General features: G+C 44.6%; 23 protein-coding genes. 16 read left to right on the forward strand and 7 right to left on the reverse strand.

Annotation, left to right across the window (positions count from 1 at the left end):
• Positions 1 to 209: 209 nt before the first annotated feature.
• From tig to R7Q47_RS13520, 7 genes are all read left to right on the forward strand, one after another.
• Positions 210 to 1,517 (forward strand): trigger factor, encoded by a 1,308-nt coding sequence (tig, locus tag R7Q47_RS13490; protein WP_005382251.1) that lies wholly within the window; start codon positions 210 to 212, stop codon positions 1,515 to 1,517.
• Positions 1,518 to 1,622: 105 nt separating this feature from the next.
• Entirely contained in the window at positions 1,623 to 2,249 is a 627-nt protein-coding gene (gene clpP / locus R7Q47_RS13495) for an ATP-dependent Clp endopeptidase proteolytic subunit ClpP (protein ID WP_005382347.1), read from the forward strand.
• Positions 2,250 to 2,319: 70 nt separating this feature from the next.
• On the forward strand, positions 2,320 to 3,600 hold the full coding sequence (clpX, locus tag R7Q47_RS13500; RefSeq protein ID WP_005382345.1) for an ATP-dependent protease ATP-binding subunit ClpX: 1,281 nt from the start codon (positions 2,320 to 2,322) through the stop codon (positions 3,598 to 3,600).
• Positions 3,601 to 3,730: 130 nt separating this feature from the next.
• On the forward strand, positions 3,731 to 6,082 hold the full coding sequence (lon, locus tag R7Q47_RS13505; RefSeq protein ID WP_005382343.1) for an endopeptidase La: 2,352 nt from the start codon (positions 3,731 to 3,733) through the stop codon (positions 6,080 to 6,082).
• A gap of 191 nt (positions 6,083 to 6,273) precedes the next feature.
• A complete protein-coding gene (locus R7Q47_RS13510; RefSeq protein WP_005382341.1) occupies positions 6,274 to 6,546 on the forward strand; it encodes an HU family DNA-binding protein in 273 nt (90 codons plus the stop codon).
• Between the two features lie 201 nt (positions 6,547 to 6,747).
• Positions 6,748 to 8,607 (forward strand): peptidylprolyl isomerase, encoded by a 1,860-nt coding sequence (gene ppiD, locus R7Q47_RS13515; RefSeq protein WP_005382334.1) that lies wholly within the window; start codon positions 6,748 to 6,750, stop codon positions 8,605 to 8,607.
• Positions 8,608 to 8,861: 254 nt separating this feature from the next.
• The gene (locus R7Q47_RS13520; RefSeq protein WP_031777211.1) at positions 8,862 to 9,146 is read left to right on the forward strand and encodes a ComEA family DNA-binding protein; all 285 of its coding nucleotides are present in this window, start codon (positions 8,862 to 8,864) and stop codon (positions 9,144 to 9,146) included.
• Positions 9,147 to 9,244: 98 nt separating this feature from the next.
• Here R7Q47_RS13520 and rrtA read toward each other — a convergent pair whose 3' ends face one another.
• Positions 9,245 to 9,796: a rhombosortase gene (gene rrtA / locus R7Q47_RS13525; RefSeq protein WP_005382331.1), complete on the reverse strand. Its 552-nt coding sequence runs from the start codon at positions 9,794 to 9,796 to the stop codon at positions 9,245 to 9,247.
• A 3-nt stretch (positions 9,797 to 9,799) separates the two neighbouring features.
• Between rrtA and R7Q47_RS13530 the strand changes: the two genes are divergently transcribed.
• A complete protein-coding gene (locus R7Q47_RS13530; RefSeq protein WP_025766956.1) occupies positions 9,800 to 10,414 on the forward strand; it encodes a tRNA-uridine aminocarboxypropyltransferase in 615 nt (204 codons plus the stop codon).
• 6 nt (positions 10,415 to 10,420) lie between these two features.
• Here the strand turns inward: R7Q47_RS13530 and R7Q47_RS13535 are convergent, their stop codons facing one another.
• The 3 genes from R7Q47_RS13535 to R7Q47_RS13545 all read right to left on the reverse strand — a co-directional run bounded on the left by R7Q47_RS13535 (position 10,421) and on the right by R7Q47_RS13545 (position 13,648).
• Positions 10,421 to 11,743: an anti-phage deoxyguanosine triphosphatase gene (locus R7Q47_RS13535; RefSeq protein ID WP_053303264.1), complete on the reverse strand. Its 1,323-nt coding sequence runs from the start codon at positions 11,741 to 11,743 to the stop codon at positions 10,421 to 10,423.
• Between the two features lie 15 nt (positions 11,744 to 11,758).
• A complete protein-coding gene (yfbR, locus tag R7Q47_RS13540; protein ID WP_017634778.1) occupies positions 11,759 to 12,343 on the reverse strand; it encodes a 5'-deoxynucleotidase in 585 nt (194 codons plus the stop codon).
• Positions 12,344 to 12,433: 90 nt separating this feature from the next.
• Entirely contained in the window at positions 12,434 to 13,648 is a 1,215-nt protein-coding gene (locus tag R7Q47_RS13545; protein ID WP_053303263.1) for a pyridoxal phosphate-dependent aminotransferase, read from the reverse strand.
• A gap of 217 nt (positions 13,649 to 13,865) precedes the next feature.
• Here R7Q47_RS13545 and R7Q47_RS13550 point away from each other — a divergent pair, with 217 nt between their 5' ends.
• The 7 genes from R7Q47_RS13550 to R7Q47_RS13580 all read left to right on the forward strand — a co-directional run bounded on the left by R7Q47_RS13550 (position 13,866) and on the right by R7Q47_RS13580 (position 21,377).
• Entirely contained in the window at positions 13,866 to 15,173 is a 1,308-nt protein-coding gene (locus tag R7Q47_RS13550) for an isochorismate synthase MenF (RefSeq protein WP_033906881.1), read from the forward strand.
• Positions 15,170 to 16,888, forward strand: a complete 1,719-nt coding sequence (menD, locus tag R7Q47_RS13555) for a 2-succinyl-5-enolpyruvyl-6-hydroxy-3-cyclohexene-1-carboxylic-acid synthase (protein WP_248487462.1) — start codon at positions 15,170 to 15,172, stop codon at positions 16,886 to 16,888. Before R7Q47_RS13550 ends, menD begins: the two co-directional genes overlap by 4 nt.
• Positions 16,875 to 17,702 (forward strand): 2-succinyl-6-hydroxy-2,4-cyclohexadiene-1-carboxylate synthase, encoded by an 828-nt coding sequence (gene menH / locus R7Q47_RS13560; protein WP_213903581.1) that lies wholly within the window; start codon positions 16,875 to 16,877, stop codon positions 17,700 to 17,702. The genes menD and menH overlap by 14 nt, the downstream gene beginning before the upstream one ends.
• Positions 17,695 to 18,561 (forward strand): 1,4-dihydroxy-2-naphthoyl-CoA synthase, encoded by an 867-nt coding sequence (menB, locus tag R7Q47_RS13565; protein WP_005382318.1) that lies wholly within the window; start codon positions 17,695 to 17,697, stop codon positions 18,559 to 18,561. Before menH ends, menB begins: the two co-directional genes overlap by 8 nt.
• 125 nt (positions 18,562 to 18,686) lie before the next feature.
• Complete coding sequence (gene menC / locus R7Q47_RS13570) at positions 18,687 to 19,676, forward strand: o-succinylbenzoate synthase (protein ID WP_064367948.1); 990 nt, start codon at positions 18,687 to 18,689, stop codon at positions 19,674 to 19,676.
• Entirely contained in the window at positions 19,661 to 21,088 is a 1,428-nt protein-coding gene (gene menE, locus R7Q47_RS13575; protein WP_213962923.1) for an o-succinylbenzoate--CoA ligase, read from the forward strand. Before menC ends, menE begins: the two co-directional genes overlap by 16 nt.
• Positions 21,089 to 21,188: 100 nt before the next feature.
• On the forward strand, positions 21,189 to 21,377 hold the full coding sequence (locus R7Q47_RS13580; protein WP_005382314.1) for a hypothetical protein: 189 nt from the start codon (positions 21,189 to 21,191) through the stop codon (positions 21,375 to 21,377).
• On the opposite strand, the gene R7Q47_RS13585 is transcribed toward R7Q47_RS13580, so the two are convergent.
• The 3 genes from R7Q47_RS13585 to R7Q47_RS13595 form a co-directional block, all read right to left on the reverse strand.
• The gene (locus tag R7Q47_RS13585; RefSeq protein WP_154204732.1) at positions 21,374 to 22,303 is read right to left on the reverse strand and encodes a YeiH family protein; all 930 of its coding nucleotides are present in this window, start codon (positions 22,301 to 22,303) and stop codon (positions 21,374 to 21,376) included. The two genes, R7Q47_RS13580 and R7Q47_RS13585, sit on opposite strands and share 4 nt — an antisense overlap.
• A gap of 114 nt (positions 22,304 to 22,417) precedes the next feature.
• The gene (locus tag R7Q47_RS13590) at positions 22,418 to 24,292 is read right to left on the reverse strand and encodes an MFS transporter (protein ID WP_005384269.1); all 1,875 of its coding nucleotides are present in this window, start codon (positions 24,290 to 24,292) and stop codon (positions 22,418 to 22,420) included.
• Between the two features lie 13 nt (positions 24,293 to 24,305).
• The gene (locus R7Q47_RS13595; protein ID WP_005382308.1) at positions 24,306 to 24,896 is read right to left on the reverse strand and encodes a TetR/AcrR family transcriptional regulator; all 591 of its coding nucleotides are present in this window, start codon (positions 24,894 to 24,896) and stop codon (positions 24,306 to 24,308) included.
• Positions 24,897 to 25,288: 392 nt separating this feature from the next.
• Here R7Q47_RS13595 and R7Q47_RS13600 point away from each other — a divergent pair, with 392 nt between their 5' ends.
• Positions 25,289 to 26,161 (forward strand): Tim44 domain-containing protein, encoded by an 873-nt coding sequence (locus tag R7Q47_RS13600; RefSeq protein ID WP_005384268.1) that lies wholly within the window; start codon positions 25,289 to 25,291, stop codon positions 26,159 to 26,161.
• Positions 26,162 to 26,632: the final 471 nt, after the last annotated feature.

A 26,632-nucleotide genomic window follows, 5' to 3' on the forward strand; every position in this document is an offset into this window, starting at 1 on the left:
GTCTAAAAATTCTGTCCTGAGGCTAATAGGAGATACCTTTGGTTATTTTATCGAAGATATCACTGATTAGTCCGGTACTGACAACCAGTATCGATACTCGATTTTAAATTAGGTGTTCGGACAGAACACTACACAAGGATGAAGCGTAAGCTCCTCTGAGTTTCGCTCATACGCTCGGAAAACCGAGCCACTTTAGAGGTTTATATATAATGCAAGTTACTGTTGAAACGCTAGAGGGCCTAGAGCGCCGTCTAAACATTACTGTTCCAGCTGCAAACATCGAAGACGCTGTAACAGCTGAACTACGCAACATCGCTAAAAACCGTCGTTTCGATGGTTTCCGTAAGGGTAAAGTGCCTCTAAAAATGGTTGCTAAGATGTACGGCAAAGCAGTACGTCAAGACGTTCTTGGTGAAGTAATGCAACGCCACTTCATCGAAGCTATCGTTAAAGAGAAAATCAACCCAGCTGGCGCTCCAACTTTCGCTCCTGTAGAGAACAAAGAAGGTTCAGACCTAGTTTTCACTGCAACTTTTGAAGTTTACCCAGAAGTTGAGCTTAAAGGCCTAGAGAGCATCACTGTTGAAAAACCATTAACAGAAGTTAAAGATGCAGACGTAGAAGAGATGATCGATACTCTACGTAAGCAACAAGCAACTTGGGTTGAAGTTGAAGAAGCAGCAGAAGATGGCAAACGCGTAAGCATCGACTTCGTTGGTTCTATCGACGGTGAAGAGTTCGAAGGCGGTAAAGCTGAGAACTTCCCTCTAGAAATGGGTGCTGGTCGCATGATCCCTGGTTTCGAAGACGGTATCGCAGGTAAAACTGCTGGTATGGAATTCGACATCGACGTGACTTTCCCAGAAGATTACCACGCTGAAAACCTAAAAGGTAAAGCAGCTAAGTTCGCAATCAAAGTGAACAAAGTTGAAGCTCGTGAACTACCAGAACTAAACGACGAGTTCGTTGCTAAGTTCGGTGTTGTTGAAGGTGGTGTTGAAGCACTTAAAGCTGAAGTTCGTAAGAACATGGAACGCGAACTTAAGCAAGCTGTTAAGAACCGCATCAAAGAGCAAGCGATTGACGGTCTAGTTGAGCAAAACGACATCAACGTACCATCAGCGCTTATCGAGCAAGAAATCCAAGTTCTACGTCAACAAGCTGCACAACGCTTCGGTGGTAACCCAGAAGCTGCTGCTCAGCTTCCACGTGAACTGTTCGAAGAACAAGCTAAACGTCGCGTAGTTGTTGGTCTTCTACTAGGTGAAGTAATCAAATCTGAAGAGCTAAAAGCGGACGACGAGAAAGTTAAAGCGCTAATCGAAGAAATGGCTACTGCATACGAAGATCCATCAGAAGTTATTGCTTACTACGAGCAAAACGAAGAAATGATGAACAACATGCGCAACGTAGCTCTAGAAGAGCAAGCAATCGACGCGATCATCGCTAAAGCACAGGTTTCTGAGAAAGAAGTAGGCTTCAACGAGCTACTTAACCAACAACAACCTGCTGCTTAATAAGCAATATCTTGCGTAGAAGGTTGACTTAACGTTAACTATTCTGCTAACAATGGTCCGTATGATAGTCATCATCCGGGCCATTTATTTTAGGGACATAAGAATATGAGCTACCAAGAAAAAAATGCAATGTCGCCAATTATGGACGCGCTAGTACCAATGGTGGTTGAACAAACTTCCCGAGGCGAACGCTCTTACGACATCTACTCACGTCTGCTGAAAGAGCGCGTGATTTTTTTAACGGGTCAAGTGGAAGACCACATGGCAAACCTTGTCGTGGCTCAGCTACTTTTCCTAGAATCTGAAAATCCAGATAAAGATATTTTCCTATACATCAACTCGCCAGGCGGCAGCGTAACAGCTGGTATGTCTATTTACGATACCATGCAGTTCATTAAGCCAAATGTCAGCACTGTGTGTATGGGTCAAGCATGTTCAATGGGTGCCTTCCTGCTTGCAGGTGGTGCGCCAGGTAAGCGTTACGTACTGCCTAACTCACGTGTAATGATCCACCAACCATTGGGTGGTTTCCAGGGTCAAGCTTCTGATATCCAAATCCATGCTCAGGAAATCCTGACGATTAAACAGAAGCTAAACAAGTTGTTAGCAGAACATACAGGCCAACCTCTTGAAGTCATTGAGCGCGATACTGATCGTGATAACTTCATGTCATCAGAGCAGGCTGTGGAATACGGTATCGTGGATGCAGTGTTAAGCCACCGTGGCGAGTAATTAGCCAGCGCATTTTGGCAAAAATTGATATACACTCATTCATGAAGAGTAAAGGCTAAGAGGTTAGCGAATGACAGATAAAAGCAAAGAAAGTGGCAGCGGTAAATTGCTGTACTGTTCTTTCTGCGGCAAAAGTCAGCACGAAGTTCGCAAGCTAATCGCAGGTCCGTCAGTGTACATTTGCGACGAATGTGTCGACTTATGTAACGATATTATTCGCGAAGAAATCAAGGATGTTCTCCCTAAGAAAGAATCTGAAGCGTTACCAACGCCAAAACAGATCCGTGAACACCTTGATGACTATGTGATCGGGCAAGATTACGCGAAAAAAGTGCTCGCAGTTGCGGTATATAACCACTACAAGCGTTTACGCAATGGTGATACAACGAGCGAAGGTGTGGAGCTTGGTAAGAGTAACATCCTTCTAATTGGTCCTACAGGTAGCGGTAAAACACTACTTGCGGAGACATTAGCTCGATTCTTGGATGTGCCATTTACAATGGCAGACGCGACGACACTAACCGAAGCCGGTTACGTAGGTGAAGACGTTGAAAACATCATCCAAAAGCTTCTGCAAAAATGTGATTACGATGTAGCTAAAGCGGAACGCGGCATTGTTTACATTGATGAAATTGATAAGATTTCACGCAAAGCTGAAAACCCATCTATTACGCGTGACGTATCTGGTGAAGGTGTTCAGCAGGCGCTACTAAAACTTATCGAAGGTACGGTTGCATCGGTTCCACCTCAAGGTGGTCGTAAGCATCCTCAGCAAGAATTCCTACAAGTGGACACATCTAAGATCCTGTTCATCTGTGGTGGTGCTTTTGCTGGCTTAGACAAAGTGATTGAGCAGCGTGTTGCAACAGGTACAGGTATTGGTTTTGGTGCTGAAGTTCGTTCGAAGAATGAATCGAAGACAGTAGGTGAGCTATTTACTCAAGTTGAACCTGAAGACTTAGTGAAGTACGGCCTCATTCCAGAATTCATTGGTCGTCTACCTGTAACAACAACACTGACTGAGCTTGATGAAGAAGCGTTGATTCAGATCCTATGTGAACCGAAGAACGCACTGACCAAGCAATATGCAGCATTGTTTGAGCTAGAAAACGCCGAACTTGAATTCCGTGAAGATGCGCTGCGCGCTATCGCGAAAAAAGCAATGGAGCGTAAAACAGGTGCTCGTGGCTTACGCTCGATTCTTGAAGGCGTGCTACTTGAAACCATGTACGAATTACCATCTGCAACAGACGTTAGTAAAGTCGTGATTGATGAGTCCGTCATTAATGGCGAGTCAGAGCCACTGCTTATTTACAGTAACGCAGACAATCAGGCAGCTGGAGCAGAGTAAATTCAGCCATAATGAAAAAGGAGGTAAGTAATTACCTCCTTTTTTTATTTCTCTTATTGAATCCAAACAATTAGCCCCCATATACTGCCTTAAGTAATACGTTAAACGTGAAAGCGGAAGAGAGAATTATATGAACTTGGAACGTTCCGAGCGTATCGAGATCCCGGTACTACCTCTACGTGACGTAGTGGTCTACCCACACATGGTTATTCCATTGTTTGTTGGTCGTGAGAAATCGATTAGCTGTCTAGAAACGGCGATGGAAACCAACAAACAAGTTCTTCTTGTGGCACAAAAGCAAGCGGATACTGACGAGCCTACGGTTGACGACCTATTTGACGTAGGTACGGTAGCCACCATTCTCCAGCTCTTGAAGCTTCCGGATGGCACAGTAAAAGTATTGGTCGAAGGCCAGCAGCGAGCAAAAATCAATCACTTTAAAGAGAGTGACTTCTTCCTAGCGGAAGCTGAATTTGTTGTTACGCCAGAATTGGATGAGCGTGAGCAAGAAGTGATTGTTCGCAGCGCGATTAATCAGTTTGAAGGGTTCATTAAGCTAAACAAGAAGATTCCACCAGAAGTGCTAACGTCACTTAATGGTATCGACGAAGCCGCACGCTTAGCGGATACCATTGCGGCTCATATGCCGTTGAAGTTGGTGGATAAGCAGCAAGTGCTTGAAATTGTTGACGTCACTGAGCGTCTGGAATTCCTGATGGGCCAGATGGAATCAGAGATCGACTTGCTGCAAGTTGAAAAACGAATTCGTGGTCGCGTTAAAAAGCAAATGGAAAAATCTCAGCGTGAGTACTATCTGAATGAGCAAATGAAAGCGATTCAGAAAGAACTTGGTGAGATGGAAGACGCACCAGACGAGTTCGAAACGCTACAGAAGAAGATTGACGAATCAAAAATGCCTCAAGAGGCACGTGAAAAGACAGAGCAAGAGCTGCAAAAGCTTAAGATGATGTCTCCAATGTCTGCTGAAGCAACAGTGGTTCGTAGCTACATCGATTGGATGGTCAGCGTTCCTTGGGCTAAGCGCTCAAAAGTTAAGAAAAACTTAGCGAAAGCAGAAGAGGTTCTTAATGAAGATCACTACGGTCTAGAACGCGTCAAAGAACGTATCCTTGAATACCTGGCGGTTCAAAACCGTATCAACAAGCTAAAAGGTCCTATCCTTTGTCTTGTTGGTCCTCCTGGTGTAGGTAAAACGTCTCTTGGTCGTTCAATTGCTTCAGCTACAGGCCGTAAGTATGTTCGTATGGCGTTGGGTGGTGTGCGTGATGAAGCGGAAATTCGTGGTCACCGTCGTACTTATATCGGCTCATTACCAGGCAAATTGATCCAGAAGATGTCGAAGGTTGGTGTGAAGAACCCGCTGTTCTTATTGGACGAAATCGACAAAATGTCTTCCGATATGCGTGGTGATCCGGCATCGGCTCTACTAGAAGTACTTGATCCTGAACAGAATAACTCGTTCAACGATCACTACCTAGAAGTGGATTACGATCTCTCTGACGTTATGTTTGTTGCGACATCGAACTCGATGAACATCCCGGGTCCATTGTTAGACCGTATGGAAGTTATTCGTTTATCTGGTTACACCGAAGACGAGAAGCTGAACATTGCAAAACGTCACCTTGTTGATAAACAAGTGAAGCGTAATGGCTTGAAAGCGGATGAGATCGTCATTGAAGATTCTGCGATTATTGGCATCATTCGTTACTACACGCGTGAAGCGGGTGTCCGTAACTTAGAGCGTGAGATTTCTAAGATCTGCCGTAAAGCGGTGAAGAACATCTTGCTGGATAAGGACATCAAGTCAGTAACGGTAACGATGGACAACCTAAAAGAGTACTTAGGTGTTCAACGTTTCGATTACGGTAAAGCGGATGAAAGTAACCGAATTGGTCAAGTAACTGGCCTAGCTTGGACCGAAGTGGGTGGCGATCTATTAACGATTGAAACTCAATCAATGCCAGGTAAAGGTAAGCTGACACAAACGGGTTCTCTTGGTGATGTGATGCAAGAGTCTATCCAAGCAGCAATGACAGTGGTTCGCTCTCGTGCAGAAAAGCTAGGTATCAATACTGACTTCTACGAGAAGAAAGATATTCACGTACACGTCCCGGAAGGCGCGACACCAAAAGATGGCCCAAGTGCGGGTACAGCAATGTGTACAGCATTGGTTTCTTCTCTAACAGGCAACCCTGTGAAAGCAGAAGTAGCGATGACGGGTGAAATCACACTGCGTGGTGAGGTTCTACCTATCGGCGGCCTAAAAGAGAAGTTACTTGCGGCACACCGTGGTGGCATTAAGACAGTGCTAATTCCAAAAGATAACGAGCGTGATTTGGAAGAGATTCCTGATAATGTTATCGCGGATCTCGAAGTTATCCCTGTACAGTGGATTGATGAAGTACTGAAAGTCGCACTAGAGCGAGACCCGACGGGCGTTGAGTTTGAGTCTCAAAAATAGTGATGTGTAGCAAAAATAAGTAAAAGTTTACGCTGATAAGCCCAAAAAGGCTTGTCAGCGTTTTTTTTGGGCGCTAAGTTAGTTTCGATAGCTGCCAGCCCTTGATGAATAAGGGGTGGAGCATATTTTCTTAACAATGGAACGAAAGTCATCACAAAAATAATCACAGATGACACAAAGGGGAAATTACAGTGAATAAAACTCAGTTAGTAGAACAAATCGCAGAAAATGCAGATATTTCTAAAGCGTCAGCGGGTCGTGCTCTAGATGCATTCATCGAAGCAGTAAGCGGAACTCTTCAATCTGGTGATCAAGTCGCTCTAGTTGGCTTTGGTACATTCAGCGTTCGTACTCGTGCTGCACGTACTGGTCGTAACCCAAAAACTGGTGAAGAAATCCAAATCGCAGAAGCAAAAGTACCAGCTTTCAAAGCTGGTAAAGCACTGAAAGACGCTTGTAACTAATCACGGCGTTATTTCTGTAACCGGCCATTTGCTTAACTTTTGCTCAAACAATAAGTTTCGAACAAAAATTTACAAACTTCGAGCCGAACTTTCTTAAATTATGCGCATCATACTGATGCGCATTTCTTTTTCTGATATTATTGCGCCATTATTTCTATTAGATAGAAGCAGTAGGCTTCAATTGTGGAGAGCAGTTAAATTATGATGGATCGACTACGCGAAGGCGTGAATAGCATCGCGGTCAAAATTATCCTTGGACTTATCATCCTGTCTTTCGTATTTGCAGGTGTAGGTAGCTACATCGTTGGTGGTAGCAACAACTCTGCAGCGAAAGTCGGTAACACTGAGATTCCTCGTGGTGAGTTCGAGATGGCATACCAAAATGAGCGTAACCGTATGCAAGCTCAGTTGGGTGACTACTTCTCTCAAATGCTGGCTGACCCTGCATATGTTGAATCTTTCCGCAAATCCGTTTTAGATCGAATGATCAATGACGTGTTGCTTGACCAACAAGCTGAAGCTTTGGGTCTGCGAATCAGCGACACTCAAGTGCGTAGCATGATTCTAGACATGCCTCAGTTCCAATCTAATGGTCAGTTTGATCAAGAGATCTATCAAGCTTCTTTGCGTCGTGCAGGCTTTTCGCCAGACTCTTTTGCTGAGTACATGCGTCGTGAATTGGTTCGTGAGCAACTGCTGAATGCGCTACAAAACAGTGAATTTATTCTGCCGGGTGAAGTACAAGCAGAAGGCAAGCTGTTCACTCAAACTCGTGATATTCGCACGATTCAGATCGACTTAGCGGAGTTTGCGAAAAATATTGAATTGACCGACGAAGAAATTCAAGAGTACTACAAAGCAAACCCAGACAACTTTACACGTCCAGAGCAGGTTAAAGTCTCTTACATCGAACTGTCAGCTGAAGCGCTAAAGGAACAAGTTAATGTTTCTGATGCTGAGGTGAAAAAGTACTACGACGAGCACTTAAACAAATACTCTTCAGAAGAGCAACGACGTGTCGCTCACATTCTTGTAGAAGGGGACGATGAAGCAAAAGCGCAAGCTATCCTAGATGAGCTAAACGCGGGTGCAGATTTTGCGACGCTTGCTCAAGAGAAATCTGACGATTTTGGCAGCGCTGAAAACGGTGGTGACCTAGGTTGGATTGAGCGTGATGTGATGGACCCTGCTTTTGAAGAAGCGGCATTCGCACTGAAGAATCCTGGCGATACGTCGGGTCTAGTAAAGTCGGACTTTGGCTATCACATTATCAAGCTTGAAGAGCTAAAAGATTCTGTGGCGAAGCCATTTGAAGAAGTCGCTGCTGAAATCAAACAAGAGATGGTCGACCAACAAGCGATCGATCAATTCTACGAGTTGCAAAATGAGCTTGAGCGCGTAGCGTTTGAATACCCAGACTCATTGTATGATGCTTCTCAAGCGGTTAACCAAGAAGTGAAGACAACGGACTTTATTTCTCAGGTTGATGCACCTGAAGTGCTTCGTAGCCCTGCGGTAATGCAAGCTATCCTAAGTCCTGAAGTTAAAGAAGATGGCCTAAACTCTGAAGCTATCGAAGTTGCGCCTGAGCATATTATCGTTGTTCGTGTTGAAGATGCGCGTGACGAGACAGTTCTTCCACTAGAAGAAGTGAAAGATCAGGTTGTTGCAGAGCTATCTCGTGTTAAAGGTGAGCAAGAAGCGATGGAACTTGGAACACAAGTCGTTGCGGCATTGAAAGAAGGTAAGACGAACGTGCTTGCTGAAAACAATCTTGCCTTTGGTGAACAAGAGACAGTAGATCGTCGTTCTCCGTTAGCAACAACGGTATTCGCGATGGCAAAACCAGTCGATGGTAAACCAGTATACGGTCAGTCTAAAGATCTTGAAGGTAACATCATTATCATCGAGCTTGATGCTGTAAACGCAGAGCTAGATAGTGAGTTAGAAGATCAAGTTGCGATGCAAATGCAGCGTGCATCTTCTCAGCAAGATTTATCATCTGTACTAGCCGTACTGCGTGCAAATACTGACATTGAGTACTTTGTTGTGAGCAACTAAGCACAATTAGTGTAATTTGTATGTTGAATAAAACGGACCGCATAAGCGGTCCGTTTTATTTTTGTCTTTATGAACTTCAATCATCAATAGGCATTACTTAAATTAGTGCGCGTTTAAGTGATAGCGGCCGTTGTGAATTCCGGGTCATCTCAGTTTGTTAAATGCATAACCATATTGCTTCCATTGCAAACTTGATAGTGACTCGCTCTCGACGACTGTTTTTAGCCTACTATTTTGGAGATTGTATGTTCAATATGAAATGGATTTTGACATTGTGCTTATTTGTTTTTGCACCTTTTAGCATGGCTGCGGATTCAGCCACTGACAAATATGAAGGAATTGAAATTACTGTAAATATCAACACGGCCACTGCTGAAGAAATTGCGACCATGTTGAAAGGTATAGGTGAGAAGAAAGCGCAGAGTATAGTGGACTACCGCGAGGAACATGGCCCTTTTAAAACGGCAGCAGATTTGAAGAGCGTAAAAGGCATAGGTGAAGCGACAGTTAAGAAAAACGAAGACCGCATTTTACTGTAGCTTGATGTATTGCAGATATTGAGTCTGAATTCAGAACAATATCTGTTTCCCTATTACTGCTTTCCCGAACCAGCCCCTCTTTCGTGGTTCGGGATTTTTTATCCGAATAAACGACGGCGAAGGCCTTTTTCCAGTAAAGCCATTACTAACCCACCGAGTGCGCCAAACATATGAGCATCAATAGCAACGTTTGCACCGATAAGCTCAGCAGTACTGCTGGATGGGCCATAGACCTGCTCCCATGCTACTTTGGCGATTAGTCCTCCAACTAACAACACACTGCTTCTTCTGCTTTCAAAGACTTCTCTGAGCGCCCAAAATCCAAACAATCCGTGTAATACGCCGGATAAACCCACGTATACCGACATGTTGGTAAACAAATTCAGCGCACCAACACATGCACATAAGATTGAAAAAACGATAAGGAAGTTACGAGTGCTTGGGCGAAAAATAAAAGTAATGATCCACAATCCGGCGAGGTTCATTCCTAAGTGCGCAAAGTTGGTATGTGTGAGATTTCCTGTTACGATTCGCCACCACTCACCATGGCGTATATTGTAGCTGTGCCACTCGGTTAGGCTTGCCATTGGTTCAAATTGAAGTATCAAACAGATCACGCTGATAATACTCAGCAAGGTATAAAGGTTCACTCTATGTCTCGTTATTGTTCTCGTTGTGGAAAATCGCAAAAAGCGTGTATTTGCCAATGGATTGTACCGCTGGCAAGCGAGGTAGAACTTATCATTCTTCAGCACACGAGTGAAGAACATCGTCCGCTTGGTACGGCACGGATTCTCAATTTGAGTTTAGATAACTGTATTTGTTTGATAGGAGAGGACTTTTCTTGTGATGATGCCTTAAATCACTTATTAGCGGATGAGTCATATCAACATTTTGTTCTTTACCCATCAGAAGAGTCACGATGCATTTCTGAAATCACTCAAGCGAGTCATAGTGTATCTAAGAAAATACGTTTGATTTTGCTCGATGGTACGTGGAAAAAAGCGTACAAAATGTGGCAACTCTCAAGCAACTTACATCCACTCCCAACCGTGCAGTTGCCTAAGCAACTACAAGGGCACTACACCATTCGTAAGGCGCCCTCTGAGAATAGCTTATCGACAGTCGAGGCTGGTTATCATTCGCTTCGCTTGCTTGAACCCGAGCGAGACTTTACACCGCTGATGCGTGCGTTTGAAAAGATGATCGAATTCCAAATCGCCCAGATGCCTCCGGGCGTTTTTGAAAAGAATTACTTGAAAGGTTGAGTGTTACTAAAGAACGATGGAAGAGAAAAGTTGGCGGTGTAGCTTTTGCGCGTGACCATCGGTCATTGCAGAAATATAATCGGCGATGACCCTCATTTTATTGCTCTCGCTCTTCGCCTGACACCACAGATCTCTTGTATGAACGGGTAGTAATCGCTCTGGGTCTGCTGTTAACGCTTCAAAAATATCCATAATAATTTGCTGACCCTTATACTCAACGATCTGGACCTGCGGGACTTGGATAACGAAGGTGCTGACAAAGTGCTTGAGTACGTCAAGTGCACGTGCCATCTGTGGTTCTAAACACGCATTCCAAGACAGTAACGGGTTATTAAACGGCTCATCCACCGTTTTGATTGAAATGCTGGTCAGTAGCGCGTTAACCATACCACCGATAGCATCTTTCCGCTCATGGTGCTTACCGCTAAATAGCATCTGTCCGATGGAATCGATATGAGCTTCAAACCACGGGTCGCCACAGTCCGCTAATTGACTTGCTGCGCCTTCTTGCCATTGCTGACGTGTCACCATACCAAGTACGATTGCATCTTCTAAATCATGAACACCGTAGGCGATATCATCTGCTAGCTCCATGATTGAGCAATCGAGTGATTTAAAACGCGTTTTACTGTGCTCAAACTCCGATTCTGGCGTTGAACGCATCAGACTAAGCAATGCCTTGTCGTTGTCAGAAAGCGGTGCAATTACCCAATCAAATAAGTCTTTATCACAATCATAAATGCCTTTAGCTGGGCTCCAATCTTTTGCTTTTAGTTTACGTTGATGCTCGGCTGGTTGAGGCAACTTGACGGAGCGTGTTTGACTAATGAGGGCAGGGTACTTAATCAAACCAAGCAGTGTGCGGCGTGATAAATTCATTCCGAAATGCTCAGTATAAGGCTCTAACTTAGTGACGATACGAAAGGTTTGGGCGTTCCCCTCGAAGCCGCCATGTTCGCGCATTACGTAGTTTAGAGCGACTTCTCCCCCATGACCGTATGGAGGATGCCCGATGTCGTGCGCCAAACATAATGAATCAATTAAGCTGTCTGATGGTAATAGTTCACGGAACTCTGGTTGTTTTTTCTTTAACTGGGCGACGATACCGGTCCCGAGTTGCGACGCTTCTAAGGAGTGCGTTAACCGACTGCGGTGAAAGTCTTCCAAGCTATTGCCGTGTACTTGGGTTTTTGCTTGTAGGCGTCGAAATGCAGCCGAGTGAAGAATGCGCGCTCGGTCTCGTTGGTACGGGCTCCGATGGTCGTCTCGACGGATTTTATGCTCATCATCATGGCGCTCTTGCCATTGCGGGTGTAATTCAAACGACACGATTATCTCCGTAAGCTAACTGATTTCATCTAACGATAATTCGAAACTTGGGGCAAAGGTATTGAGAAAGTAATCCATTTCAGGCGTTCTGCGTTCTTGCAAAGTGACGTCTAAGCGTTTTTTTGCCAGAGCGAACTCATGGTTGCCGGCGCTTAGTTCTTCAAGACATTTTAAATAGGCACAGATGGAATCGGCTTGCTTAACGATTTTTGCGTCCTCTTCGTGTGCAGAGTGAGAAAGAAGATAGGGGGCAAAATCATCGTGGAACTCTTCCGGTAACATTGAGAGTAATTTTTGTTCCGCTGCCGATTCTATCTTCTTATATTCTTTGGCAATTTCAGGGTTGTAATACTTCACTGGAGTTGGAAGATCACCCGTTAATACTTCACTGGAGTCATGGTACATGGCCAGAATCGCGATGCGTTCTGGATTAAGGTTGCCGCCGAACTTTTTGTTTTTAATTAGGGCAAGGGCATGAGCGACAAAAGCAACTTGTAAGCTATGCTCTGAAACGTTTTCTGGTGAGACGGACCGCATTAAAGGCCAGCGTTGGATCAGCTTCATTCGAGCCAGGTGGGCGAAAAAATGGCTTTCTTTCATGGCTTTCTCCGTTTCTGGTGTAAAAAAGGAACTCACTAGGAGTTCCTCTAAGCATATGAGAGATCAGCACTAATTACTACCAGTGATTCATTACTGGCTGTAGGTTGATAGGAATCTTTCAAAACGTCCAATGGCGATTTCTAGATCTTCAACGTGCGGTAGTGTCACGATGCGGAAGTGGTCTGGTTTTGGCCAGTTAAAACCAGAACCTTGCACCAGTAAGACCTTCTCTTGTTTTAAGAAATCTAAAACCATCTGCTGATCGTTCTTGATGTTGTACATTTTAGTGTCGATTTTCGGGAAGAGGTACATCGCACCCTTAGGTTTGACACAAGAAACACCAGGAATCTGATTGATCAATTCATACGCTCGGTTGCGCTGCTCTAATAAGCGTCCGCCAGGTAAAATCAGTTCATTGATACTCTGGTATCCACCTAACGCGGTTTGAATGGCATGTTGCATTGGTACGTTTGCACATAAACGCATTGATGAAAGCAGCTCCAAGCCATTCACGTACCCTTGAGCCAGATGTTTAGGCCCCGTTAGGAACATCCAGCCACCACGGAAACCACAAACACGGTAGGCTTTTGAAAGGCCATTGAATGTCATGACTAGCACGTCTTCAGTGAGTGTGGCGACTGAGGTATGTGTTGCACCGTCGTACAACACTTTGTCGTAGATCTCATCTGCGAAAATGATCAGTTTGTGCTTGCGTGCTATCTCAATCACTTCAAGTAGGAAGTCACGGCTGTATACCGCACCTGTCGGGTTGTTCGGGTTGATCAGAACAATGCCACGTGTCTTTGGTGTGATTTTCTTTTTGATGTCTTCAAGGTCTGGGTACCAGTCAGCCTCTTCATCACATAGATAATGAACCGGCTTACCACCAGATAGTGCAACTGAAGCTGTCCATAACGGATAGTCTGGTGCTGGGATCAGCATTTCGTCGCCATTGTTTAATAGCGCTTGCATGGCCATTACGATCAACTCAGACACGCCGTTACCTACATACACATCTTCGACATCTAGCGAGCGTATACCTTTACGCTGATAGTGTTGGACCACAGCTTTACGAGCAGAGTAAATACCTTTGGAATCACAATAGCCTTGAGAAGTCGGCAGATTACGAATCACGTCGACTAAAATCTCATCAGGGGCGTCAAAACCAAATGGGGCAGGGTTACCAATGTTTAGCTTTAGGATTTTATGCCCTTCTTCCTCCATGCGCTTAGCATGTTTGAGTACAGGACCCCTAATGTCGTAGCAGACATTGTCGAGTTTTGACGACATCCCGATATTTTGCATTGTTTAATTCCTAAAAATTCGTTAATTTCTTTATTAAAATACAATAATTTGTTTTTTATTAGAATATATATCTGTAAATAATCTGTCTGCTGGTTGAGTTTTGCTCGCTTGCTATCACAGGATTTCGCAAAAGATCGCATACGACCTTGATTTGCTTTGGGTCTAAACTTAGAGTAGCCGTCAGTTACCATTTATCCTCACATACAACGAGGTTGATTTGTCACAGTTCCATCAAGCCGTAAAGAGAATTATCGAGCGAGTTCAGCAATCGGAAGGCAATCAAACACGTCTGGTCGAGCCCCTTAGCGAGAAACCTAATTTCTCATTTATTGATTGGCTTGATGCACAACCACTTTTCCCTAAGTTTTATTGGCAGTCCCGCGATACACGTGAAGAGGTCGTTGCACTAGGGCAATTGCACGCTTTTGTTGAGCCAGGTCCTGCTTATACCATTCTAGGTGAAGGGCAAAGAGTCTGGGGCGGGCGCTCTTTTGATGGACAGCATGAGAAGAATCGTCGCTGTATGCCTTCTTTTTTCTTTTTGCCTCAAATTGAGTTAATTCGTTTTGACCAACAGTGGTCTCTCGCAGTTAATATTTCAGAAGACAAAGCGCGAACTCTAGCTGGGTTGAATAAACTGGTTTGTGAGGTCGCAACCTTAGCTCCAATTTCGTCTCACATCCGCTCTATTGTTCATACGCCAAGTCAGCCTCAATGGAATGAGTTAGTTCATAAGGTTCTGACTGGTATAGAGAATGATGATTTTAAGAAAGTGGTTTTAGCGCGTCGCTCTACCGTGCAGCTTGATAACACATTAAGTGCTGCACAGCTACTTAAAGCAAGTTACTTAAATAACCATCATAGCTTCCATTTCATGCTGAGCTTAGACAGTAAGCACAGTTTTATGGGGTCTACGCCAGAACGTTTGTATTCTCGCGTAGGGCATGAGCTACATACCGAAGCGTTAGCAGGTACGATTGGTCGGGGAGACAATGCCACTCAAGATATGGAGTTGGCGAATTGGTTATCCCAAGACCAAAAGAACCTCAACGAAAACCAGTATGTGGTGGACGACATCATTGATCGTCTATCACCGCATTCTGAAATGGTTGAAGTGGAAGCTGAACCGAGTTTGGTCAGACTACGAAAAGTGCAGCACCTTAAGCGAAATATTCACGCTAGTCTAAGAGCGGGGATAAATGGTGTTCAGTTGTTATCGGCGCTTCAGCCAACAGCGGCGGTTGCTGGCTTACCCCGACAAGAGTCTATGCAGTTTATTCTTGATAATGAGCCCTTTGCACGCGGCTGGTACGCGGGGTCAATGGGTTACATCAGCCATGAACGAGCAGAGTTTTGTGTCGCAATCAGAAGTGCGCTTGTGCTCGGTGAGCAAGTACAACTGTTTGCGGGCGCAGGGATTGTTCCAGGCTCCATTGCAGAACATGAGTGGGCAGAACTTGATAAGAAAATGTCGACGTTACTTACGCTGATTTCTGATCATCCGCCATTGGGAGTCGCATCATGAGTCATGACCAAGCGGTGCTCAATCGAGTTTGGTCAGAAACCATATTGATTGAGCTTCAGCGATTTGGCGTTAAGCATGTTTGTATCGCTCCCGGATCTCGTTCTACTCCTTTAACTTTAGAAGCGGCAGAACAGTCCGACTTTTCCATTCATACTCATTTTGATGAGCGTGGACTGGGCTTTATGGCTCTTGGTTTAGCGAAAGCTACTCAGGAGCCAGTGGCAATTATCGTTACCTCTGGTACGGCAGTGGCGAACCTATTACCGTCGGTTGCCGAAGCCAAACTTACTGGTGAAAAACTGGTGCTGCTGACAGCAGATCGTCCAGTAGAACTTGTCGGCTGTGGTGCAAACCAAGCGATAAATCAATTGGGTATTTTTTCACATCATGTTTCGGCCAGTTTGAATTTACCAAGCCCAAATTTAGCAACGTCGCTTAACTGGTTGCTGACCTCTGTTGACGAAGTGATGTTTACTCAGCAATTGCAGGGTAGTGCTGTTCATATTAATTGTGCATTTCCAGAGCCTTTGTATTCCAACGGCGCAAAAGCGGATTATCAAACCTACTTAGATTCGGTCGCCGGATGGCGAAAAGGAAGCGGCACTTATACTCAGCGTTTTAGCCATTTGTCACAGGCGAACATCCCGCCTTTTTCGGACAAAAAAGGCTTGGTTGTGATTGGCAGCTTACCGCTTGAACAAGCGCGTTCGGCGCAGGCATTTGCACAAAAGATGGGATGGCCAGTACTTGCAGACCCGCAAAGTGGCCTCAGTTCGGATTGGGCGTATTACGATGTATGGCTTCAACTTCCCGAGTTTGCAAACGAGCTTGAATCTTGTGAACTTATTATCCAATTTGGTAGCCGAATCATCTCCAAACGTTTGAACCAATGGATTGATAAACAAGTATCGAAAAATCAACAAAGTAAAGACGTTCAGTATTGGTATGTCTCACCTTGTATGGACCGGAATAACCAAAATCATCTGGCGCAAATGCACTGGGTTGAGCCTCCTAAAACGTGGGTTTCTCGCATTAGTTTTGAGAAGTCAATATTTGCTGGGTGGGCTGATAGGTTAGCGAATGACGTTAAGCGAGTTCATCAACGTATCGAAGAAGCCTTCCTATCTGATTCAGCGTCTGCCATTGACGAAATTGCGTTGGCAGCAGACATCAACGAGCGCACAAAGAACGTAGATGTTTTCTTGGGTAATAGCTTGTTTGTTCGGCTTGTTGATATGTACGGAAAATTGGATGGTGTAGAGGTTTTCACTAATCGAGGCGCGTCAGGGATTGACGGTTTGTTTGCTGCGGCATCAGGCGTGCAACGGGCAAGAGGTAATCCGTTACTAATGTATATCGGTGACACAGCAGCACTTTATGATCTCAATTCTCTGGCGCTATTTTCTCACAATAAACTGCCGGCGATACTTGTTGTTACTAATAATGACGGCGGTGCGATTTTTGATATGTTGCCAGTACCACCAGAGCGCAGAACGACATATTATCAAATGCCTCATGGTTATCAGTTTGAACACGCGGCAAAGCAGTTTGGTTTGGCGTATTTGCATGTTTCTACACTGGAGCAATTCCAATCATCTGTAAAAGAGCATTTATGTCACGGCCAAGGAACGTTGCTGGTCGAGGTTCAAACCCCATCTAACCAAGCTGCTGAGAGACTCAAGGCATTTAATAAGAGTCTGAATGCTTTACTTTGAACGTTTCCCTGTATTAGAAAAACACCAAAGTAGAACGTTGCCCACTTTGGTGTTTTTGCATGGCTTACTCGGTAGCGGTGCCGATTGGCTCGCGTGTTTAAATGCATTACCCGAATATGAGCGTGTTACGGTTGACCTTCCTGGTCACGGACGCAGCCAATCTATTTTTTGCTGCGATTTAAATGATTGCTGCAAACTTCTTGGTTCCACACTATCTTTATTATTTCCCTCACAACAACCACTTATTTTGATTGGTTACTCTATGGGCGGCCGCATTGCGATGCATGGTATTGCCCATCAATGCTTTCCAGATCTCAATATTGCGGGCGCGATTGTTGAAGGGGGAAACTTCGGGCTTCAAACTGAGTCAGAGAAACAGGTGAGATTAGAGAATGATGCTCGCTGGGCAATGCGTTTCAAAACTGAACCACTTGAACGTGTTTTGAACGATTGGTACCAACAAGCGGTGTTTTCTTCACTAAACCATGAGCAAAGACAAACATTCATTGCGAAGCGAAGTGATAATCTTGGCTCAGCGGTGGCGAATATGTTGATGGCGACATCGTTAGCCAAACAGGCATATTTGTTGCCCTCACTGCAAAAGCAGAACATACCAGTGTATTACTTGTGTGGTGAGAAAGACCAAAAATTTAGCCAACTGGCACAACGTAGCGGGTTGGCGTATCGACAAGTTGAAGGCGCTGGTCATAACGTCCATCAAGAGCAGCCCAAACAGTTTGCGATACATACCAAGCAAATAATTCAGTCTCACTTTGGTGAGAGTAACGAGAACAATGGGAATCACCATGGCTAAAACAGTAGGCATTTCTGAAGAAGAACTTTACGCTCCGGTTCAATGGAAAGATTGCGGCGAGAAATACGAGGACATTCATTACCATAAGTCTGAAGATGGTATCGCGAAAATCACCATTGCGCGTCCTCAAGTGCGTAACGCGTTTCGTCCTCAAACGGTAAAAGAGATGATTGATGCGTTGGCAGATGCGCGTTACGACTCTGGTGTTGGCGTGATCATTCTGACAGGTCTAGGTGAAGACGCATTCTGTTCTGGCGGCGACCAGAAGATCCGTGGCGACTACGGCGGCTATAAAGACGACCAAGGCACACATCACCTCAACGTATTGGACTTCCAACGCGATATTCGTACTTGTCCAAAACCAGTGATCGCATCGGTAGCTGGTTGGGCTGTTGGCGGTGGTCATGTACTGCATATGATGTGTGATCTAACAATTGCAGCTGACAACGCTCAATTTGGTCAAACAGGCCCTAAAGTGGGTTCATTTGACGGCGGTTGGGGCGCATCTTATATGGCTCGTATCGTAGGCCAAAAGAAAGCTCGCGAAATTTGGTTCCTATGTCGTTTCTACAATGCTCAAGAAGCGGTAGACATGGGCCTAGTAAACACAGTTGTACCACTAGCGGATCTAGAGAAAGAAACCGTTCGTTGGTGTCGTGAAGTACTACAGCACAGCCCAATGGCATTGCGCTGCCTGAAAGCTGCATTAAACGCAGATTGTGATGGTCAAGCGGGTCTGCAAGAGCTAGCGGGTAACGCAACGATGATGTTCTACATGACTGATGAAGGCCAAGAAGGTCGTAATGCCTTTAACGAGAAGCGTCGCCCAGACTTCGATAAATTCCCTCGCAACCCATAATCCGTCTAAATGAGGAGCGTGTTAGCTCCTCTGTTCCTTTTTTCCTGAGCGCCTCGCCCTCTGGGAGGCTGGTGGGATTGCTCGTCAGAACGCTCAAATATACGGCATTACATAGGACTTGAATTATGCGTGAAGCGAAAATTTATCGTTATAGCTTGCCCATGGATAGTGGTGTCATCCTACGTGACAACAAGCTAACCGAACGTGTTGGTTATGTTGTTGCGCTTTCCGAAGATGGTAAAACAGGGCTTGGAGAAGTCGCTCCTCTTCCTGGTTTTAGCTTAGAGAGCACCGAAGATGCGGGTGTTCAGCTACAAGAACAGGCGGAGCGTTGGGTAGCAGAGTTGGATGTGGATTATGCCAAGATGTACCCGTCGGTTGCGTTTGGTTTATCGATGGCACAGCTTGAATTAGCTGGTGGCTTACCACAACAAGGTAAATACCAAACAGCGCCACTATGCACTGGCGACCCAGATGAGCTCATTCCAAAGCTGAACGAAATGGAAGGTGAGAAAGTCGCTAAGGTGAAAGTTGGACTTTATGAGCCAATTCGCGATGGCATGCTTGTGAACCTTTTTCTTGAATCAATCCCTCAATTAACGCTTCGACTCGATGCCAATCGCGCTTGGACACCAGAAAAAGCGCAGCAGTTCGCTAAGTACATTGCTCCGTCTCTGCGTCAACGAATCACGTTTCTAGAAGAGCCGTGCCGCTCTCCTGGCGATAGTCTCTCTTTTGCGATTAATACTGGTATTGCTATCGCTTGGGATGAAACATTGCAAGATGCGGTTCGTCGAGAAGATTTCCGTCTTGAAGATCTAACTGGTGTGAAAACGATCATCATCAAACCCACACTCATTGGTTCAGTGGATTTTTGTATTACACTGATAGAGAAAGCGAAGTCACTGGGGATGAAAGCAGTGATTAGCTCGAGCATTGAATCCAGTCTCGGTTTAACTCAATTAGCGCGCTTTGCCCAATGGCAGCTGCCTGATGAAGTTCCAGGTTTGGATACGATTGGCTTACTCAAAGCTCAGCTAGAGCAGGGCTGGCCTAAGTGTGAACTTCCCGTTCTTCCTCTAAAAGACCAGGAGATTGTGTGGCATTCTGCGTAGACAATATTGCGAAGGCACCATGGAAATATTGGGCTCAAACGAGCCCTTTTTCTATTGCACTCAAGACATCAACAGAAGTATTAAACTGGCAACAACTCTCGAAGCGTATTGACCAATACACTCACTATTTGAATGACTTGGGTGTAACTCGGGGGGATGTGCTGACTTTGGTTGGCAAGAACCAAGTAGAAACACTGTTGTTTTATCTTGCCTCCAAACAGTTAGGTGCGCTCGCTGCGCTGACCATGGAACAACCACTAGATAAGTTGCAGGGTAAGCTTGCTACACTTTACAGGCCTGATCAAACTCGGTTTATCTGGTTTTCTCAGGAGTGCGCTTCGACCTTTTCTGAACATGATATACAAAAACTCAAGGCAACATTGCTTTCATCGCCTGTAGTATCACAGCAAGAGAGTGATTCGTTGACTGAAGATAGCTATCATCATGACCGGCTCGCTTCAGTAGTATTTACTTCTGGCTCTACAGGGGAGCCTAAAGCTGTGGTTCATACACATCGACAGCATCTTGCGTCTGCAGAGGGCTTGTTGCAGGAGTTCATTTTCACTCAGCAAGATGCTTGGCTGTTATCGCTTCCGCTGTATCACGTCTCTGGATTAGCGATTGTCTATCGTTGGCTATATGTCGGAGCAACACTAAAAGTCGGTTCAGGGAAACTTGTTGATGATGTTCAGGGCGTATCACACGCTTCTTTGGTTGCGACTCAGCTCAAACGGTTATTGGATGATGATGCACATTTGTCATTGACACATGTGCTACTGGGCGGCAGTCACGTTGATCATGAGTTGGCACTACGAGCATCAGGGCAAGGCATTGAGACGTGGTTAGGTTATGGGATGACGGAGGCGGCCTCTACCGTTACCGCAAAGAGAATTGACAGCACCAGTAATGCTGGACATGTATTGAAGCACCGTAAGATAAAATTAGTTGACCAACGCATTTTTATTGGCGGTAAGACATTAGCGGCAGGGTATTTCCATCAAGGACATGTTACCCCATTTCTGGATGAGAAAGGCTGGTTTGACAGCAAAGATCTTGGCGAGTGGCAAGGTAATGAATTAAAGATAATCGGCCGTGCCGACAATCAGTTTATCTCTGGTGGTGAGAATATCCATTGTGAAGAGATTGAAGCCGCTTTGAACCAAATTGATGGTGTAGTGCAGAGTATAGTGGTTCCAGTCGAAGACGCGGAGTTTGGTCATAGACCAGTAGCTGTGATTCAGACCAATGGATTGCGCAGCAAGTCGGAGTATGACCAGCACTTGCAATCAAAGTTAGAGAAGTTTAAATGGCCAGTGGAATACCATGTAATGCCAGAAACTCTACTAGAAGGTGGGATCAAAATTTCACGTAAGGCCGTGAAAGAGTGGCTGTTGTCATCACTTCAGCATTAGTCAATTTTGCTATGTATTAGTCATAAAGAGAATTTCGTATCCTTATAACTCTGAATCATAATTATGCTTCTTAGTGGAGAGAAAATGCATAAGGTTCAGGATGGCAAAGCTAGTTTTAATTGCGGCAGTAGCACTACAAATTGGTATCGCGATAAGTAGTGAAGGGCTAGCCCGCTCTCTTGCAGAGCTAACGGCATTTTTGATCGCTATTGCGTTGGTCGTTATATACAAAAATAGCAAACGGGAAATGCCGTCCCCTCAACGCGATAAGCAGACCACCAATATCTAAAACAGTAACCAACTTAGAGAAGTGGTCGAAATTAACACCCACAGAGTCACACCAAACAACAGCGGCTTAGCTCCAGCTGACTTTAGTTTTGAAATTGAAATGCTGCAACCTATCAAGAACAGACATACAACCAACGCTTGCTTTGCTCCAATGAAAATGCCGTGATAGACCATTTCAAATTGAGGAAAGAAGTCGCTAAACGCGATAGCTGCACAGTACCAAAAAATGAAATAAGGGATAGCTAGTTTTTTCTTTCCATTCTCTTTTTGGCCTCTTGAAAAGATGACGGCACTGATCAAAGCAACAGGAATGATCCATAAAGCGCGCGCGAGTTTCAATGTTGTTGCCGTCGTTAGTGCTTCTTCCCCATAGGCCGAGGCAGCCCCGACAACAGAAGATGTGTCATGAATGGCAATCGCAGCCCATGTGCCAAACGTGTGTTGATCTAGCCCTAAAGCATGTCCAATCACAGGAAACACAAAGAGTGCAATGGAGTTCAGGACAAATACCGTTGCCAGTGCTAATCCAATCTGCTCGTCTTTCGCTTTAATCGCCGGTGCCACAGCAGCAATTGCGCTACCACCACAAATTGCAGTACCTGATGAGATTAAGTAAGCGGTTACTCGCTCCAATTTAAGCACCCTGGCAATGAGAGTGCCCATGATCAGTGTGCCTGTAATAGTGGCGATGATCAGGCCGATACCATCCGATGTGACTGTAAGCGCTTGCTCGAAGTTGATGCCAAAGCCTAAGCCAATAATCGAGTAAGACAGCAGCTTTTTAGTAAAAGAAGCGATGGGCAGCTCGGAAGGCACAAAACCAAAACTTGCGAGTAGAAAACCGATAACTAGAGCAATGGGAGAGGAGGCAAGAGGGGTTAGACAAAAAAGTAACGCCAATCCAAACAGGAGGTAGTTTCTATTCAAGGTTTTTATTCGCTGTTGTGAATGAAAGGGAGAGTATATCGCACTGGGTGTGGTCAGTTTGTCTTAATGATTTGAACACATGTTCAGTTATCCTAAACATGTGTTCAAGTGTATTTATCGCCAGTCGCCTCTAAGTTGATGCACTTTATCGAACATTGTTTTTGCCGTTGCCTCGTTTGGTGGCACCGGTTGTCCTGCCTCTATTTCTAGCTTTGACCAAAATCGAGTCGGTAAGCCACAGCATGCGCGACCTTTTGCGCGGCTGAAATAGCTTCCCCATAAGCCTTTAAGTGCAACAGGTATGACAGGTACTGGACTACGACGTAGGATTATATCAATACCGCGCATGAATTCATTCATTTCACCATCTGAAGTTAATCTTCCTTCAGGGAAAATACAGACGATATGACCTTCGCTTAGCGCAGCTTCCACATCGTTAAATGCACGTCTGATAGAGCTTCTGTTACTCGCTGAAATTGGAATTACCCCAGTTCGACGTAAAAAGCGCCTTAATGGAGGTAGGTTGGCGTAATCTTCCTCCATCACAAAACGAATCAACCTTGGGCATACGGCACTAAGTAGCAATGCATCCATGTAGCTTACATGATTACATACAATCAATGCCCCACCATGCTCGGGTAGGTTGTGTAGATTCTTATGCTTAACTCGATAGATGGTGTGCGTAAGCATCCACATGACAAAGCGAACTACAAAAATAGGAATTTGCAAAAAGATGTAAGCGGCGACTAAGAAATTTAAAATGGCTAACAATGCAAACAGTTGAGGAATTGTCATCTTGATTACACTTAGGCACACAATACCTAAGACAGCGCTGCCGACCATAAACAGAGAGTTAAAGATGTTGAGCCCTGCGATGACTTGAGCACGTTCGGTTTCCTTTGCTCGATGCTGCATTAATGCGTAAAGCGGCACGATAAACAAACCGCCCGAAGCGCCAATCATCAATAGGTAGAAAAATAATGGCCAAAAAGGCTCATATCTAAAGAAGTCTACAAAGTTATGGAAAGTAGGTAGATCATTGGGAATGGAAGTGGCCATTAGGTACCCAAATACCGTAATGCCAAAGGCACCAATTGGCACAATACCGACTTCGATACGATGGTTTGAGATCCAATTGCAAAGTAGCGACCCTAGCGCGATACCAATGGAAAATAGAGCGAGCAAGAAAGACACCGCACTCTCGGTGCCATTTAGGTAAATCTTAGTGAAATTCGGGAATTGTGTTAGATATGCGGCGCCTAAAAACCAAAACCAGCTTATTGCCATTATGCATTGAAAAACAACTCGATCGGATTTGGCGATAGAGAGCGTGTGTTTGGTTTGCTTGTATGGTTGCCAACGAAAAGAGAGATTGGGCGCGCTGGCTGCAGCAAAGGGGATTGAGCGGCTCGACAAGTAGCCTAACAATGCGAAGATCACGACACAAAATGCGGCAAGGTATTTTGCGTTGTCTGCAGAGGCTATAATCCCAGCGCCTAAGGTGCCAATAAGGATGGCGATAAAGGTACCAGCTTCAACAAGAGCGTTGCCGGGCACTAACTCTTTAGCATTTAACTTTTGAGGCAAAAGGGCATATTTAACTGGGCCAAAAAATGCTGACTGTGTGCCCATTAAAAACAGTAGCAATAAAAGCACACCATAACTTTCGGTTATGAATCCGATGGCACCCAACAGCATGATGGCTATTTCAAATAGTTTGACCTTACGAATAAACCATGACTTTTCATATTTGTCGGCTAATACGCCAGCGGAAGCAGAGAACAGAAAGAACGGTAGAATGAACAAGCCTGCCGCAAGGTTGATGAACAAATTGCTCGAAATAGGCAGTGCACTGGAGCCCGCGAATGCGACAAACAACAGCAAAACGTTTTTAAAAATATTGTCGTTGAAAGCGCCAAAAAACTGAGTAATGAAATAGGGCAGGAACTTTCTCTGCGTAAGTAACGACGGCTGTCTGTCGGATGACATGGATAATCCTTTGCTACCAGTTCGTGAGATAGTTAGAAAGAAGATTACTGATCAACTCTTTGCCATCAATCGGTTCACTAGAGAAAAACTTATCATCAACACTGAGTAAAGTAATGCCATGTACGCCAGACCAAAGGACTCGACTCGCTTGAATCACTTCGGATTCAGTACGATGTGGTGCGATTTGAGCCAATAGTGACTCTAGCATTCCCGTCATACCATCGATACGTTTGGCATGCCATTCCGGAAGTTCTGCTCCATTCATGTTGTGTTCGAACACTAACTGCCAACGGTATGGGTGTTTTTGAGCAAAATCGTGGTAGCAATAAGCGAGTTCAAAAAGCGCTTGATGGGAGTCTTTGCTGTCATTAGTCGCTTTGCGTGCTTCTTGAGATAACTCATCTAAAGTTTGAGCGACAACATGAAGCAGTAGCAAATTATAATTACCAAAAACATTTACCAATGTGCTTGGCACGTAACCAATCATGTTAGCGATTTTACGAAGACTGAGTTCGTGGTAAGAATTCTCATCTAAAAAGTTTTTGACCGTTGTTAACGTCAAATTCACTAACTCTTCTCGGGTGTGATCGTTTCTGCGCGCCATACTCTCAAACTACTTTATTGAACATCGTTCAATATGATAGTCAGCTACCTATTAACCGTCAACAAGGCAATGTATCCAAGTGTCCTCAAGGTGTAGGATTCTGAGCTGTGTCACTGATTCTAATTCAAGTAAAACAATCTGGAGTATTAGTGAACTTATTCCATACTTTTTTTACATTGATCAAGCGCCTTCAGCTGAATTGTAAGCAGTGTGAGCAGTCTGCATTTTTGGCAATATTCTGATACATGTCAGCCTCTATAAGCTATTTTCATCAATCGGTATACAGAGTATGATGACTTAAAAATCATCTTTGGCGTGCTACTGTTTGAAACAACGATTGTTTCGTCTTGAAAATGGGGCACTATCTTAGATAGCTAACTTTAAGGATAACGATGAAACGTTTATTTTCTATTGTTGCTTTATTGATGTTTACTGTTGCTGTAACGCCTATCGCGGAAGCGAAGAAGTTTGGTGGCAGTAAGTCTTTCGGTAAGAGCTACAAAACTGCACCAGCACCGAAACAACAGCAACAAAACACCAATACGGTCGGCAAAGATCAGACGACAAAGTCTTCAAGTAAGAAAGGCCTTATGGGTGGTCTGCTAGGCGGACTTCTTGCTGGTGGTCTACTTGCTGCATTCTTTGGCGGTGCTTTTGAAGGTATCCAGTTTATGGATATCCTAATTATTGGTTTGATTGCCTTTGTCATCTTTAAACTAATGCGCGGTATGCTAGGTGCGAAGCAGGGCAGTATGAACCAGCATCGTCAACAGCCTGCATTTGGTGGCAACGCATCTAAGTTTGAGCAACCAAACATGCAAAACTTTGAGCAACAACCAAACACAAATAATGGTGGCTTTGGTGGTTTTGGCGCTCAAACAGACGTACCACATAACTACCCACCGGGTTTTGACCAAGCAGCGTTCATTAATGGTTCTCGTGAACACTATCGAATCCTGCAAGGTGCGTGGAATCACAACCAGCTAGAAACTATTGAAGAATATGTTTCTCCAAGCTTGTTTGAAGACCTAAAAGCAGAGCGCGCGAAGCTCGACGGTGAGCAGCATACTGACGTAATGTACGTTGATGCGGAGATCGTCCGTGCTGATTACGATGCAAATAAAGCACAGCTTAGTCTGCAGTTTAGCGGTCGTTACCGTGACACAGTAGAAGGTGTTGAAGAAGAAATCGAAGATATCTGGCACCTAGAGCGTGACTTGACTGCGCCTAATGCGCCATGGTTAATCGTTGGTATTCAAGGCTAGTCACCTTTAAACCAATTTAGTCACTAGTAAAAATCCCGCATCCCTTGCGGGATTTTTTGTATCTATCATTTATATTTCTTGTACGTGTTTTTATACAAACATCACTAATTGAGTCCGTTTGGTAATTTTGCGAACCCACTTTTTCTAGTAAGTCCTCAAGTGTTTTCCTAGTTATATTGAACATTCATATTAAGGCCATACGAACTAACAAAATCAAAATAGCTAGTACATTGTTTGTAGGGTAAAGATCTGCTCCTCAGCCTTTTGTTTGTGGAGCTTCACATGGGGTTGGTTGCTTTAGTGAGATTGAGTATAGGTTATACCAATCGTAGTAAATAACTGGTCATTCTAGCTTGTTAAAATACTCGATAACTGCGTCGCAATTTTTGATTGCAGAATAACTACTTATCGAAAAATTGCGCCTTGTTCTCAAGCATTTTCCCTACGCTATTTCTGATCACTTATTTACTG

The organism is Vibrio sp. Vb0349 (genome assembly GCF_033338975.1).

Bases quoted from the DNA above. Each gene is read 5' to 3' on its own strand.
- menD (WP_248487462.1), top strand. From the start codon at position 15,170: ATGAGTCATGACCAAGCGGTGCTCAATCGAGTTTGGTCAGAAACCATA.
- clpP (WP_005382347.1), top strand. From the start codon at position 1,623: ATGAGCTACCAAGAAAAAAATGCAATGTCGCCAATTATGGACGCGCTA.
- menH (WP_213903581.1), top strand. From the start codon at position 16,875: ATGCTTTACTTTGAACGTTTCCCTGTATTAGAAAAACACCAAAGTAGA.
- menB (WP_005382318.1), top strand. From the start codon at position 17,695: ATGGCTAAAACAGTAGGCATTTCTGAAGAAGAACTTTACGCTCCGGTT.
- R7Q47_RS13520 (WP_031777211.1), top strand. From the start codon at position 8,862: ATGAAATGGATTTTGACATTGTGCTTATTTGTTTTTGCACCTTTTAGC.
- R7Q47_RS13580 (WP_005382314.1), top strand. From the start codon at position 21,189: ATGGCAAAGCTAGTTTTAATTGCGGCAGTAGCACTACAAATTGGTATC.
- ppiD (WP_005382334.1), top strand. From the start codon at position 6,748: ATGATGGATCGACTACGCGAAGGCGTGAATAGCATCGCGGTCAAAATT.
- R7Q47_RS13595 (WP_005382308.1), bottom strand. From the start codon at position 24,896: ATGGCGCGCAGAAACGATCACACCCGAGAAGAGTTAGTGAATTTGACG.
- menC (WP_064367948.1), top strand. From the start codon at position 18,687: ATGCGTGAAGCGAAAATTTATCGTTATAGCTTGCCCATGGATAGTGGT.
- yfbR (WP_017634778.1), bottom strand. From the start codon at position 12,343: ATGAAAGAAAGCCATTTTTTCGCCCACCTGGCTCGAATGAAGCTGATC.
- R7Q47_RS13545 (WP_053303263.1), bottom strand. From the start codon at position 13,648: ATGCAAAATATCGGGATGTCGTCAAAACTCGACAATGTCTGCTACGAC.
- R7Q47_RS13530 (WP_025766956.1), top strand. From the start codon at position 9,800: ATGTCTCGTTATTGTTCTCGTTGTGGAAAATCGCAAAAAGCGTGTATT.
- tig (WP_005382251.1), top strand. From the start codon at position 210: ATGCAAGTTACTGTTGAAACGCTAGAGGGCCTAGAGCGCCGTCTAAAC.
- lon (WP_005382343.1), top strand. From the start codon at position 3,731: ATGAACTTGGAACGTTCCGAGCGTATCGAGATCCCGGTACTACCTCTA.
- clpX (WP_005382345.1), top strand. From the start codon at position 2,320: ATGACAGATAAAAGCAAAGAAAGTGGCAGCGGTAAATTGCTGTACTGT.
- R7Q47_RS13590 (WP_005384269.1), bottom strand. From the start codon at position 24,292: ATGTCATCCGACAGACAGCCGTCGTTACTTACGCAGAGAAAGTTCCTG.
- R7Q47_RS13600 (WP_005384268.1), top strand. From the start codon at position 25,289: ATGAAACGTTTATTTTCTATTGTTGCTTTATTGATGTTTACTGTTGCT.